The following is a 13055-nucleotide window of genomic DNA, read 5'->3' on the forward strand; positions in this document are numbered from 1 at the left end:
AGCCTTGATGAAGAAGTTTGGCTTCACTCATGGCTATATCAAAAAGTTAGAACGTAAAGGATTAAGATTTCGTAAGCAAGGAAAAGATATTATGTATGATGTCAATGATGTTTATGAAATTTTGGAATTAGAAAAAGAAGTACGAAAATTAAGAGCATAAGGAGATTAAAAATGTTTGAACCACCGATTTTAGACCAGTTGATGGGTGTTGGAGCTTTGCTGATTGGATTTGCAGGGCTTTGCCGTCATATCAAATTGCAAGAGGAGCGTAAGGAAAAAGAAAGACGAGAAGAGCAAGAATTTGCGTCTATGATTATCCAAGGGTATAACCATGCTTACGAACGTGGTAGAGAGGACAAATGGCAAGAAATTCGCAAGAATATTCGAAGAGAATTTCCTGGTTTCACCTACGACAATGAACCGCCTGTAGGCTTGCGCCCAGAGCCATTAGGCTTACCAGAACCACGGAGAGTACAATATGCAAATCGTATGGGATAGACAAGCGTGGGATTTATCCACTTGCAAGCGTCGAGAGAAAATGCGTGACCTAGAAATGATGACACATATGCAACATGAAATTGATGATCTCAAGAAACGATTGCAACAGGAACAATCTTTAAGAAAGAGATTAGAAGCAGAGAATTTCCAACTTAAACTAAGGAGAAAATAATGAACAAAAAATATAAAACCAAAGGAACACAAGAACCAACACCACGTATCAGAGTAGCTCGTGAACACTATGAGCGTATTATAGACCTCGCGGATGAGTGTGATATGAAATTAATTGACGTTTTAAACCAGCTACTTGATTTTGCTCTTGAATATGCGAAAGTTGAAGAGATTCAAATACCTGTCAAATCTTTAAGAGTTGGAGGAGAAAAAGATGATAACGATTAATAAATTAGAAATCGAAAACGTCAAACGTGTTAAAGCGGTCAAATTAGAGCCGTCAGCGACTGGATTGACAATCGTAGGTGGAAATAACAACCAAGGTAAAACAAGCGTATTAGATGCGATTGCTTGGGCACTAGGTGGTAATAAGTACAAGCCTAGCCAAGCTCAGAGAGAAGGAAGTACAATTCCGCCTAGCTTAAAAATCACGCTATCAAACGGTTTGATTGTGGAGCGTAGCGGAAAGAACAGTACTCTCAAGGTCATCGACCCGAGTGGTAACAAGGCTGGTCAAAACTTGCTGGATAGCTTCGTGGAAGAACTGGCTATCAACTTGCCAAAATTCATGGAGCAGACTAGCAAAGAAAAGGCTAAAACTCTGTTGCAGATTATCGGAGTTGGTCCGCAACTGGCTGAACTGGAAATGCAAGAAAAGGCCAAGTATGACGAGCGTCACGCAATCGGTGTGATCGCTGACCAAAAGGAGAAATTCGCAAAAGAACAACCTTACTACCCAGATGCACCGAAAGAATTAGTCTCTATCTCTGAGCTTATCCAACAACAACAGGCTATCCTTGCTACGAACGGCGAGAACGCCCGCAAGCGTCAGAATTTGGTATCTATCCAAAATCAACATGCTTCAGCAACTGCAGAGGTTGAACGATTGGAGCAATTGCTGGCCGATGCCAAAGAAAAAGAAAGTCAGTTAGCTCAAGACTTGGCTATCGCGAATACCGATGCTATAGATCTTCTCGATGAATCAACTGAGGAGATTGAAAACAACATCGCAGAGATTGACGAAATCAATCGTAAAGTGCGTGCTAATCTGGACAAGGATAAAGCAGAAGAAGATGCCAAGGGTTATCGCGAGCAATATCGTGAATTAGACCTTGTTATTGCTGACATCCGCAAGCAGAAGACAGACTTGCTCACTAATGCAGACTTGCCGTTGCCAGGCTTATCCGTAGATGATGGCGAACTGCTCTACCTCGGTCAGCGCTGGGATAACATGTCTGGTAGTCAGCAACTACAGGTAGCGACTGCAATCGTGCGTAAATTGAAACCAGAGTGTGGTTTTGTGTTGATTGACAAGCTGGAACAAATGGACCAGTTGACTCTACAAGAATTTGGTTCATGGCTTGAGCAGGAAGGATTGCAAGCAATCGCGACACGAGTATCAACAGGAGATGAGTGTAGCATCCTGATTGAAGACGGGTATAGCGTTAAGCCAGAGGTGGCACAAGTACTTAAAACATGGCAAGGAGGATTTTAAAACATGCAAATCACAAGAGGAAAACGAGCACGAGCTCAAAAGGTAGTTATCTACGGTCCGGAAGGAATTGGCAAATCAACGTTTGCTGCTGAATTTCCAAATGCTGTCTTCATCGACACGGAAGGTTCGACAGATAACATGGATGTGGCTCGACTCGACAAGCCAACCAGCTGGACCATGCTAATCAATGAGATTGCTTTTATTAAGGCAAATCCGACTGAGTGTGGGACTCTCGTTATCGACACGATAGACTGGGCAGAATCCATGGCAGTCAATTACATCTGTTCGCAACACGGTAAGCAAGGGATTGAAGATTTCGGCTGGGGCAAGGGGTACACCTTTGTTCAGGAAGAAATGGGACGTTTCTTAAATAGCTTGTCTGACTTGGTTGATATGGGTATCAACGTAGTATTGACTGCGCACGCTCAGATTAAGAAATTTGAACAACCTGATGAGATGGGTTCTTACGACAGATATGAGCTCAAGCTTGGTAAGAAGACTAGTTCCCAGACAGCACCACTTGTAAAAGAATGGGCAGACATGGTTTTATTCGCTAATTACAAGACCTTGGTCATGACGACTGATAACGGCAAGAAGAAGGCGCAAGGCGGTGAACGTGTGCTGTATACCAATCATCGCCCAGCGTGGGATGCCAAGAATCGACATGGTTTACCAGATGAATTACCGTTCCATTATGCAGGGATTGCTCATATCTTTACTGTCCAACAAGTACAGGAGCCTGTGCCACAACCGCAGACAGTCGCTCCAGCACCTCAGCAGGCTGTTCAGCAAGCCTCTGAGCAAGTTCAAGAAGAATTGCCTCTCGATATGTCACAGGTGGCTGAAAAACCACAAAATGAAGCTCCTAGCACACCACAGGCAACGCCTACACAATATCACACGAACTTGCCAAAGAGTTTGACAGATCTCATGGCGCAAGGAAACGTGACAGAAGAAGAACTCCAAAAAGTTGCTTACATTCGTGGTCATTTTCCACTAGGGACTCCTATTGAAAGTTTCCCAACTGACTATTGGGATATGATTGTCGCTCATTGGCAAGCAACTTTAGAAGTCATTGAAAACCAAGTTAGAAAAGAACCAGAATTACCCTTCACGATGTAGATTTTGGGAATTAGAAATTATTGCAAGGTATAACAAGAGGTATCTATGAAAGACAAAACTATAAAAATTGATTTATCAAAAATCGCCAATACAGCCTTACAAGAGAAGGTTGATAAAGAGTTAGAAAAAGTTCTTGATAACATCCTGGATCTAAATACGGAAGCTAAGGCAACTCGTAAGGTTACTATCACACTAACGATGTCAACAGATGATGAACGTACTGTCGTTAAGACAGGTATGGAAGTAAAATCTACTTTGGCATCGCAGAAAGGTGTCGCAACAACTGTCATTGTCGGTCGTGATGATGCTGGTAAAATCCACGCTAATGAACTTAAAAGTGGTATCCCTGGTCAAACTTACTTTGATGACAATGGTGATATGAGAACAGATACTGGGGAACTCATCGAAAAAGTCGAACAACAAAATACAAATATTATTGATTACAACAAAAAGAAAGCAGGTAACTAACCATGACAGAAAATCTTAAAGAAGCATTATCTTATGCAGTTGAGTTAGCAAAAAAAGAAAATAAAATTATTTCTTCATCAAATGGCAAGGAATATTTTGACATCAACAAGCACGACTTCAGAGAGCTTAGACCTCGCAAATACGCGCCGACTCTTGAACTTCAAACACTCAAAAGTTTAGTTGACTATCTCAAATCAGATAACGACTTTATCGGTGGCCGTAGACTTGTAGTGGTGGTAGAAAGTTATCAAAGAGTTTCCGTGTATGATCAAGTCGATGTTGAATATGGCAAACGTCCTCAACTTGTATCTGTAAAGGCATCTGTTCCAGTTATTCCCTTTAGTAATTGGTGTAATCAGGAAGAGTTTAATATTATGTTGCAATCTATGTTTATCAATGATGCAGATCGCAATCTAGTTTTAGATTTTGCTAGTCACTTAAAAATCGAAAAAGGGGCAGAGGCTCAAGATAACGGAGTTACACAAACGGTGACTGTTCGTGATGGTGTAGCAAGTCTAGCACAGGCTAAGACTCCAAATCCAGTAACCTTACGACCATATCGTACCTTTAATGAGGTAGAACAACCAGCAAGTCAGTTTGTATTCAGAGTTAACAAATCAGCTAATCTAGCCCTCTTCGAAGCAGATGGTGGCAAATGGAAATTAGATGCTGTTAAAAACATCTCAGATTATTTAAAAACAGAACTTGCAAACAACGATAAAATCACAATTTTAGCATAAGGAGAAAAGCAATATGACACAACAATACAACAACTTTGAACGCGAATTTGGATGGGAAGACACGATTGAAAAAGACTCGGAATACGTCCTATTACCTGATGGATTGTATTACTTTACAGTTGTCGGCATGGAGCGTACACGCCATACACCGAATCCGCAAAACCCAGGAAAATTGCCAGCGTGTAACAAAGCTATCGTCAGCATTAAAATCGTAGCAAACGAAGGCGAAACAGAGTTGCGCCACAACCTATTCTTACACAGCTCAACCGAAGGAATGCTGTCTGCTTTCTTTGCTGCAATTGGCCAAAAGAAAAAGGGAGAACCACTTCGCATGAACTGGAATACCATCATCGGCGCAACTGGTGTATGTAAGGTCGGAACCCGACAGTACAAGGAAAATAATTATAACGAAGTTAAGTCTATGCTCTATCCTGAAGATGTGGACTATACAAAAGTGTTGAACCAACAACCAGGGCAAGCCACACAAGCAAGCTACCAGCAACCGCAACAGCCGAATTTTGCACAACAACCACAAGGACAAGCTGGCTACCAAGCTGGGCAATTCTAGGGGGTAAGGAATGCAATTAAGACCTTATCAACAGGAGGCACGGGAAGCTGTTCAAGCTGAATGGGCTAAAGGTCGCAAGCGCACGCTCCTAGTATTGCCAACAGGATGTGGAAAGACGATTGTTTTTTCCAAAATTATTGAAGATCAAGTGAGAGAGGGCAAGCGTGTACTTGTCCTTGCTCATAGGTCTGAGTTATTGGAGCAGGCTAGCGATAAGCTAAAAACTGCAACGGGATTAGGAACAGCCTTAGAAAAAGCTGAAAATACATCTATTGGTTCCTGGTATCGGGTTGTAGTTGGTTCTGTTCAAACTATGCAGAGGAAGAAGCGACTTAGTCAATTCCCTCCCGATTGGTTCGATACGATTGTCGTTGATGAAGCACATCACGCTATTTCAGATGGCTATCAACGTGTGCTTGGTTATTTTGAGCAGTCGGATGTGTTGGGTGTAACAGCAACCCCTGACCGTGGAGATATGAAGAACCTTGGCTCTTACTTTGACAGCTTGGCTTATGAATATTCGTTAGTTCAGGCTATCAAAGAAGGGTATCTATCGAAAATCAAAGCCTTAACGATTCCGCTCAGCTTAGACTTAACAAATGTCAGCATGTCAGCGGGTGATTTCAAGGCGAGCGATGTCGGGACGGCATTAGACCCATACCTGGAGCAGATAGCAGACGAAATGGTCAAGCAATGCGCTGACCGCAAAACAGTCGTATTCTTACCCTTAGTGAAGACTTCGCAAAAGTTTCGCGACATCTTAAACGCAAAAGGCTTTCGTGCCGCTGAAGTCAATGGAGAGTCCAAGGATCGTGCAGAAGTCTTAGAAGATTTTGAGAAGGATCGCTACAATGTCTTATGCAATTCCATGCTTCTAACAGAGGGCTGGGATTGTCCATCAGTTGATTGCGTAGTAGTGCTAAGACCGACTAAGGTGCGTGCTTTGTATAGCCAGATGGTGGGGCGTGGGACTCGCTTGCACCCAGGCAAGGAAGAATTGCTCTTGTTAGATTTCCTCTGGCATACGGAACGCCACGAGCTGTGTAGACCAGCTCATTTAATCTGTGAGACTCCAGAAGTTGCTCAGAAAATGGTTGAGAACATGGAAGAGCAGGTAGGTGTTATGCTTGACCTTGAAGATATGGAAGTTAAGGCAGCAGAAGACGTAGTTGCTCAACGCGAAGAAGCCTTGGCCAAACAATTGGAAGAAATGCGTAAGCGTAAACGCAAGCTAGTAGATCCATTGCAATTTGAAATGTCTATCCATGCTGAAGACTTGTCGAACTACGTACCTAACTTTGGAATCGAGCAGTCTCCTCCAACAAAAAATCAGTTACAAGCCTTAGAAAAATTTGGCATTCACACTGATGAAATCGGTAATTTTGGAAAAGCTAGTAAGCTACTAGATAGGCTTCAGAAAAGACAAAAAGAAGGTTTAACCACGCCTAAGCAAATAAGGCTATTAGAAAGATATGGTTTTAGAGACGTAGGAATGTGGAACTTTGAAAATGCCAAAAATATGATAAATAGAATAGCAAGCAGCGGTTGGAGACTTCCGCAAAATGTTAATCCTAAAGAATATGTACCAAATTAAAAAAGTTCTTTGAAAATTTAATAAAAACACTTGACTAATTGCCCGTACGGTTATATAATTTACTGTACGGGCAGAAAAGAGGTGATTGAATGAGCCCACGAACAGGAAGGCCTAAAAGTTCCAATCCTAAAAATGTTCGTCTTGAAATTAGATTAACCAAATCTGAAGCAGAGGAGTTACAGGCGTTAGCTGATAAACTCAACACTAACAAGACAGATGTTATTATTAGAGGTATAAAACTTTTACAGTCTGAACATAAAAAATAGGATAAAGCCCCTGTCGCCAAACATCAGCTTTACCCTATCGCTGCAGAAAGTGTTTCCGCATGAAATATTATATCATGCGAGACACTTCTTTTCAACATACACAAAGGAGTGTTTTTATTATGGCAAAAATTGAATTAACAGAAGAACAGTTGACTCATCTAGGCTACGAACTTGCAGATATTCGAAGAACGGTTGAAATGGCAACCAATATGACAGAAACCTTGGCTTGGGTTCAACTTAAGGACGAGACAGCTTTTAAAGAGATGTCTAAAAAGTTCTTTGATACTTTTAATGAACAATTCGGTTTACTTCATTCAACACTAGATGAAATTGCTTTTATTTTGATGAACTCAACAGATAAAGCAGAAATCTTAGGAAGTAAAATTTTTAACTAGGAGCATGAAAATAGAACTATAAATTTTTAAAAATGAACAATTCGGAGAAGTAAGAGCAGGAGCGTGTAATAAATAAATGTCAGAAGAAAAATTTGATTTACTACCATTATTAAATTATATTGACCCAGCTACCCTCTCATATGAGGGATGGTTGTCGGTCGGTATGGCCTTGAAGCACGAGGGCTATACTGCAGCAGACTGGGACAACTGGTCACAAAACGATAGTCGATACAAGAAATTTGAATGTTTCAAGAAGTGGGACACATTTAACGAGGAAGCAGGAACTATCGTAACAGGTGCTACTATTACCCAACTTGCTAAAGAAAATGGTTGGGTGTCGCAATCCAGCTATGATAGCGAAAATGCGCATGAGTTAGGCTGGACCGATATAATAGACCGCGATTATCGTGTCATCAACAAGGACTGGATCGAAGGAAAGGAAATCCACGAGCCGACAATTTGGAATCCGGTTCAGGAAATTATCAAATACCTTGAAACGCTTTTTGAAGCTAGCGAAAATGTTGGTTATGTGACGAAATGTTATCCGAAAACTGACGACAAAACTGGCGAGATTATCAAATGGCTGCCGACAAAGGGAGCTTATGACCGTACTGCTGGACAATTGATTGAAGAACTTAGTAGATGTAATGGCGATATCGGTGCAGTGCTAGGTGATTATCACGAAGAAGCCGGCGCATGGGTTCGATTCAATCCAATGGATGGGAAAGGCGCAAAAAATGAAAATGTGACAGATTTTCGCTATGCTCTGGTGGAATCCGACAGTATGCCAATTGATAAACAAAACGCTATCTACAAAGAACTCGAACTACCTATTGTTGCTTTGGTTCATAGTGGGAATAAATCCCTCCATGCTATCGTCAAAGTAGATGCCAAGAACTACGAAGAATACCGTAATCGGGTTGATTATCTTTATAAGATTTGTCAGAAGAACGGAATCATCGTTGATACACAAAATCGAAATCCAAGTAGACTATCTCGTATGCCTGGGTTCATCCGTAATGGACAGAAGCAATTCTTGGTAGATACGAATATTGGTAAGACCGATTGGGATGAATGGTATCAATACATTGAAGATTTGAACGATGATTTACCTGATCCTGAAGGATTGGCCGACAGCTGGGATAACTTGCCAGAATTGGCTCCTGAGTTGATAAAAGGTGTCCTTCGTCAAGGTCACAAGATGCTGATTGCTGGACCGTCTAAGGCTGGCAAGTCATTCGCTTTGATTGAGATGTCAATCGCGATTGCTGAAGGGAAGAAGTGGCTCGGTTGGGATTGTACCCAAGGACGTGTGTTATACGTCAATCTGGAATTAGACCGACCATCCGCCCTGCATCGCTTCCGTGATGTCTATCAGGCTATGGGGTTGGCACCGCAGAATATCCAAAACATCGATATCTGGAATCTTCGTGGAAAGACTGTACCGATGGACAAGCTAGCACCCAAACTCATTCGTCGAGCTTTGAAAAAGAATTATATCGCAGTCATCATCGACCCGATTTACAAGGTCTTGACTGGAGACGAGAACAGTGCAGACCAGATGGCGCACTTTACGAATCAATTTGATAAAGTGGCCACAGAGTTAGGCTCTAGCGTTATCTACTGTCATCATCATTCAAAGGGTTCTCAAGGTGGCAAGAAGTCCATGGACCGCGCTAGTGGTTCTGGTGTATTCGCTCGGGATCCTGACGCGCTTATCGATTTGGTCGAGCTGGAAGTATCAGAAGAATTACTTACTCAAAGACTGAATCAAGCAGCGTGCGAAGTGTACAAACTAGCTCTGCAAGAACAGAGCAATGCCTACTATCAGCAGAATGTCGGACTAGACGACCTCTTGAGCCCTGCGCAGATGCGAACGCACTTTGAGAAAGGTATTCCTGATGTCATGGATCGGGCACCATACACAGACAAGCTCGAAGAAGCTCGCAACAAGATTCAGATAGCAACTGCATGGCGTGTTGAGGGTACGCTCCGAGAGTTTGCCAAATTCAAGCCAGTGAACATGTGGTTCAGCTATCCAGTGCATACGCTTGATGAAACGGGCGTGTTAGCAGATATACAGGTGGAGGAGAGTAACAGTTATATGAAGAAAGCAGCAGCCAATGCAAGAGGAGGTCGAAAATCTAAAGAGGAAAACTTAAAGGAACGGAACAAGAAACTCGAGACGGCGTATAGTGCACTTTTTGATGGAGTTTCACCAGTGACCGTGGAAGAAATTCAAGAATATTTTGGAGTGAAAAGTAAAAAGACAGTGGAAAATTATGTTGAAGAACATGAAAGTTTTGACATCAAAAACGGTATTGTTTTTACTATAAAAGAAAAGGAAAAATAGGAAAAAGTTACAAAGAATTCTTTAGAAAAGTTCTAACTTTTTCTTTTCTCAAAATAGAAAAAACTGTGTATTTTTCTTTTCCTGTCAAATCTGGAAAAATAGGAAAAAGTTACAATTTTTTCTAGAAAAATTAAGGTAATAACCTTATTCAAGGTTATAAAAGGACTTTTCCTTCGTAAAAGCAAAAGAGAAAAGGAAAAGGGGCTGTAAGTCCTGCCCCTTTATCCTTTGTCTCATCTTTTGCAAAGGGCGCAAAATTATAACAAACAAAAACATGTAAAATTAGAAAGGTGAAATAAAAATGTATGTAGATATTTTTAAAAGTAAATTTAGTGAGGCTGACTTTGACCTCGAAAATACTGAAACGACTATTGAGAAATTCCAAGAAGACATCAATGAGTATATTGGAGAGTTAGAAAATGATGATTATGAAATTATCAAGACAGAATTCAAATTATTTGATGATGGTCGTGTAATTGCTATAGTTGTATCAGATTAGCAAAGAGGTAAAAATGATTGAATTCTTTTTACCGATGCAAAAAATTCCGACTACGACTCACCAGCAAAAGAAAGTAAATATGAAATTTGGGAAACCAATCTTTTATGAGCCAGAGAATCTGAAAAATGCCAGGGCGAAATTTGAGAGCTTGCTTGCACAGCATGTACCTCTGAATAAAATTGAAGGCGCGATTCGATTAACGGTTAAGTGGTGTTTCCCTCGTATCAAAAAAAGCTATGATGGTCAGTACAAGACCACAAAGCCGGATACAGATAATTTACAGAAGTTGCTCAAGGATTGCATGACGAAACTTGGATATTGGCAGGACGATGCCCAAGTGGCCAGCGAGATTGCTGAGAAGTTCTGGGCTGACACAGTTGGGATCTATATCAAGATTGAGGAATTGCCATGAGAATTGACTACATTGACTTCTTCAGAAGACAAATTCCAGAATGGATGGCGCGCAGCAATCAGAAGAGCCAAGAGGTCGGTTTTGGCACGGACGCTTATTGGCTATGGGCAGTAACTACGATTGGCGAAATTTGTAAGCAATACAATGATGATTCACTAGTGACGGAACAGTTTGGCCTACTCTTCAACTGGCTAGAAAAACAAGCAGGATAAGCCATGGAATATAGCAAACAGACAGTCATTGAAGGACTGAAACGCACAATCGAGCAAAACGAAGGGAAGATAATCGAGTATTCGAAGCCGTGCGATTCACGGAAGAGACGAATTAGGGCGTTGGAGCGTGATTTGTTGAAGAAAAAGAATAAAGAATTGAGGAAGAAAATAAAGGAGTTGGAAGATGAATAAGCAGGAATTGATTAAAGAATTTGAAGAAATCGGGATTCATGGTTTGAATATGTTTGGAACTGTAGTCAAAGGCATTCCGACCAAAACTGCAATTGATCTAATCAAACAACTAGACGAGCCAGAAAAAGTCAAAGTTCCGCAGTTTGTGGATGATGTGATTGAGGGTGCAAGAGAACATAGTCCAGAACTAGAGGATGCGTTGCATTATACTTGTAGCAATGGAAGCTGGGAATTTACAGAATGGTATCAAAAGAAATCCAACAGAGATCTCTTCGCCCGTGCATGGCTGGATGGATACGAGGTCGAGAAAGAGAAACGGTATTATGTAAGATTTAAATGGATTGAAGAAGCATATAGTTACTTAACCTTTATTAAACGCTTTGACGCTTGGACGTTAAAGAATATAACACTAGATAAAAAATTTCGTACAGCACACACCCGCAAACAACTAGAAGAAGCTGATTTCGGCTGGGTTTTCGATTGCCCAGGTATTGAGATTGAGGAGGTTGAGTGATGAGTTATGATTTGGAAATTTTAGCGAAAATAGAAAACGGACAATATATCCGTATTGCTGAACCTAGATATAGTTCTCCGACCTACAATCTCGGTAAGATGTTCAGAATTGCTATGGATTGGGATTTTGACCAAGACACTACGTACAACATCGCTGATGTTTTAGATAACATTCAACGCGGTATCTCTGAATTAGAACGGTACCCTGAAAAGTATGTGCAGTATGAACCTGAAAATAGATGGGGAACAGTTAGCGGTGCATTGGAGGTTTTGAAATCATTGAAAGAGTGTATTTTAGAACAAGATATTGATACGAAATATTTATATATGAGGTGGTAATGTGAAACGGTTCATAGCTATCTGGATTTTATTATCTGCTGGACTAAACATCTGGCAGATGGATAGGATTCGAGATTTGGAAGAGAAGAAGCCAATGGTTATCTACAAGGCGGATAACGCAGGCGCGGAGATATTTGGTAAGGTTGTCGAGAAAGGACGACACGGCAAGCTATACACGCTTACCATTCGTGACTACGGTGTGTTCGTGGTTACAAAGGACGTGTACGATAAAGTAAAAATTGGAGATGAGGTGATGTTGTGACAACAAACATGTGAAGTATAACAAATAACAAAAGCCCAATCCATAAGGACTAGGCTTCGAAGATGAAGTTGTAGAGTTGGACAACCTTCTGAAAACTGGTTGTATCCATGGTTGTGATTTTTTGAGCCTTGCGCTCTCTAAAGTCAAAAGTATAGAGTTGGAGTGGATTGACAGAGCCATCTACATTATTGGAACGCACAGGAACGAGCAGGCCTTGTTCTTCTAGTCTGTTTTGACCGTGTGTAATAGGGCATACAGCCACAAATCCAGTCCGCTCCGAATATTCTCTACGCGAGACGACAATAGCAGGACGGCGTTTCTGAATCTCACGTCCAACAGACGGGTCAAAGTCAATCCAGATGATGTCCTGTTTTTCTGGAATGTAATCATATTTCGCTGTCAAGGAATCTTACCCCCTCAAAGTCATCTTCCATGCGTAGGTCTGCATCTCCACTAAATGGGTCTGGAATTTTTGGAGCAAGGACAATGACATTATCTACACCCTTGTAGACAAACATTTCCTGACCTTCTGGAACATTGAGTGTTTTGGGAATGGTCACAGTGACAGAGTTCCCAACCTTACGAGTTTTAACAGTATTCATTTGTTTCTCCTTTGCTTTGTATACATATAGTATACACCTAAAAAGGGATCAAGGCAAGAAAAAGGCCAGCACAGCTGACTTCTCGTGTTATAGTTTCGCATAACTATTATATCATGAGGAGGAGTTCGTGTGCAAATAGAGTTATTGGATATCATCGATGAAAAGAAGACTAGAAAGGAAGCTATCAAAGTACTCAAAAAATACAGTCGTTTGAGACGGATTGCTGGAGAAGAATACGCTCCGAAAATAACAATATCCTACTCACTTGAGCCAAGATCATCAAGTGGTCAGACAAGTAAGCAAGTAGAAAGCATGGTTTTGCGTAGAGTATCAGCTCAGCAGGACCTGGAACTC

Annotated in this window: 22 protein-coding genes; 20 read left to right on the forward strand and 2 right to left on the reverse strand. The window is 41.2% G+C overall.

Annotated elements, in window-relative coordinates; genetic code table 11:
- Positions 1-171: 171 nt before the first annotated feature.
- From WKI42_RS06995 to WKI42_RS07085, 19 genes are all read left to right on the forward strand, one after another.
- Positions 172-498, forward strand: coding sequence for a hypothetical protein (locus WKI42_RS06995; protein WP_368081529.1), 327 nt, complete (start codon positions 172-174; stop codon positions 496-498).
- Complete coding sequence (locus WKI42_RS07000) at positions 479-670, forward strand: hypothetical protein (RefSeq protein WP_368081530.1); 192 nt, start codon at positions 479-481, stop codon at positions 668-670. The genes WKI42_RS06995 and WKI42_RS07000 overlap by 20 nt, the downstream gene beginning before the upstream one ends.
- Positions 670-897: a hypothetical protein gene (locus WKI42_RS07005; RefSeq protein ID WP_368081531.1), complete on the forward strand. Its 228-nt coding sequence runs from the start codon at positions 670-672 to the stop codon at positions 895-897. The genes WKI42_RS07000 and WKI42_RS07005 overlap by 1 nt, the downstream gene beginning before the upstream one ends.
- Positions 884-2164, forward strand: a complete 1281-nt coding sequence (locus WKI42_RS07010; RefSeq protein ID WP_368081532.1) for an AAA family ATPase — start codon at positions 884-886, stop codon at positions 2162-2164. The genes WKI42_RS07005 and WKI42_RS07010 overlap by 14 nt, the downstream gene beginning before the upstream one ends.
- A gap of 3 nt (positions 2165-2167) precedes the next feature.
- Positions 2168-3286, forward strand: coding sequence for an ATP-binding protein (locus WKI42_RS07015; protein WP_368081533.1), 1119 nt, complete (start codon positions 2168-2170; stop codon positions 3284-3286).
- 45 nt (positions 3287-3331) lie between these two features.
- The gene (locus tag WKI42_RS07020; protein WP_368081534.1) at positions 3332-3754 is read left to right on the forward strand and encodes a hypothetical protein; all 423 of its coding nucleotides are present in this window, start codon (positions 3332-3334) and stop codon (positions 3752-3754) included.
- A 2-nt stretch (positions 3755-3756) separates the two neighbouring features.
- The gene (locus WKI42_RS07025) at positions 3757-4494 is read left to right on the forward strand and encodes a hypothetical protein (protein WP_368081535.1); all 738 of its coding nucleotides are present in this window, start codon (positions 3757-3759) and stop codon (positions 4492-4494) included.
- A gap of 13 nt (positions 4495-4507) precedes the next feature.
- Complete coding sequence (locus WKI42_RS07030; RefSeq protein ID WP_368081536.1) at positions 4508-5062, forward strand: hypothetical protein; 555 nt, start codon at positions 4508-4510, stop codon at positions 5060-5062.
- A gap of 10 nt (positions 5063-5072) precedes the next feature.
- Entirely contained in the window at positions 5073-6656 is a 1584-nt protein-coding gene (locus WKI42_RS07035) for a DEAD/DEAH box helicase (protein ID WP_368081537.1), read from the forward strand.
- A gap of 89 nt (positions 6657-6745) precedes the next feature.
- Positions 6746-6922, forward strand: coding sequence for a hypothetical protein (locus WKI42_RS07040; RefSeq protein ID WP_191619980.1), 177 nt, complete (start codon positions 6746-6748; stop codon positions 6920-6922).
- A gap of 119 nt (positions 6923-7041) precedes the next feature.
- Entirely contained in the window at positions 7042-7317 is a 276-nt protein-coding gene (locus WKI42_RS07045) for a hypothetical protein (protein ID WP_049549226.1), read from the forward strand.
- A 76-nt stretch (positions 7318-7393) separates the two neighbouring features.
- Entirely contained in the window at positions 7394-9670 is a 2277-nt protein-coding gene (locus WKI42_RS07050) for an AAA family ATPase (protein ID WP_368081538.1), read from the forward strand.
- Positions 9671-9971: 301 nt separating this feature from the next.
- Positions 9972-10169, forward strand: coding sequence for a hypothetical protein (locus WKI42_RS07055; RefSeq protein ID WP_368081539.1), 198 nt, complete (start codon positions 9972-9974; stop codon positions 10167-10169).
- Positions 10170-10182: 13 nt separating this feature from the next.
- Positions 10183-10581: a RusA family crossover junction endodeoxyribonuclease gene (locus tag WKI42_RS07060; protein WP_368081540.1), complete on the forward strand. Its 399-nt coding sequence runs from the start codon at positions 10183-10185 to the stop codon at positions 10579-10581.
- The gene (locus WKI42_RS07065; RefSeq protein ID WP_368081541.1) at positions 10578-10793 is read left to right on the forward strand and encodes a hypothetical protein; all 216 of its coding nucleotides are present in this window, start codon (positions 10578-10580) and stop codon (positions 10791-10793) included. Before WKI42_RS07060 ends, WKI42_RS07065 begins: the two co-directional genes overlap by 4 nt.
- A 3-nt stretch (positions 10794-10796) precedes the next feature.
- Entirely contained in the window at positions 10797-10985 is a 189-nt protein-coding gene (locus tag WKI42_RS07070; RefSeq protein WP_368081542.1) for a hypothetical protein, read from the forward strand.
- A complete protein-coding gene (locus WKI42_RS07075; RefSeq protein ID WP_368081543.1) occupies positions 10978-11499 on the forward strand; it encodes a DUF1642 domain-containing protein in 522 nt (173 codons plus the stop codon). Before WKI42_RS07070 ends, WKI42_RS07075 begins: the two co-directional genes overlap by 8 nt.
- Positions 11499-11837 carry a hypothetical protein gene (locus WKI42_RS07080; RefSeq protein WP_368081544.1) on the forward strand — a complete coding sequence of 113 codons (339 nt, stop codon included), beginning with the start codon at positions 11499-11501 and terminating at the stop codon, positions 11835-11837. The genes WKI42_RS07075 and WKI42_RS07080 overlap by 1 nt, the downstream gene beginning before the upstream one ends.
- Position 11838: 1 nt before the next feature.
- Positions 11839-12099 carry a DUF1372 family protein gene (locus tag WKI42_RS07085; RefSeq protein ID WP_368081545.1) on the forward strand — a complete coding sequence of 87 codons (261 nt, stop codon included), beginning with the start codon at positions 11839-11841 and terminating at the stop codon, positions 12097-12099.
- A 49-nt stretch (positions 12100-12148) separates the two neighbouring features.
- Here the strand turns inward: WKI42_RS07085 and WKI42_RS07090 are convergent, their stop codons facing one another.
- Entirely contained in the window at positions 12149-12502 is a 354-nt protein-coding gene (locus WKI42_RS07090) for a type II toxin-antitoxin system PemK/MazF family toxin (protein WP_050242948.1), read from the reverse strand.
- Positions 12486-12701, reverse strand: coding sequence for a type II toxin-antitoxin system PemI/MazE family antitoxin (gene mazE / locus WKI42_RS07095; protein ID WP_049524334.1), 216 nt, complete (start codon positions 12699-12701; stop codon positions 12486-12488). Before mazE ends, WKI42_RS07090 begins: the two co-directional genes overlap by 17 nt.
- Positions 12702-12830: 129 nt before the next feature.
- Here mazE and WKI42_RS07100 point away from each other — a divergent pair.
- A partial coding sequence (locus WKI42_RS07100) for an ArpU family phage packaging/lysis transcriptional regulator (RefSeq protein WP_368081546.1) occupies positions 12831-13055 on the forward strand: 225 nt, incomplete at its 3' end.

Source organism: Streptococcus pseudopneumoniae, from assembly GCF_038148935.1.
In the GTDB taxonomy this organism is placed as follows: domain Bacteria; phylum Bacillota; class Bacilli; order Lactobacillales; family Streptococcaceae; genus Streptococcus; species Streptococcus pseudopneumoniae_U.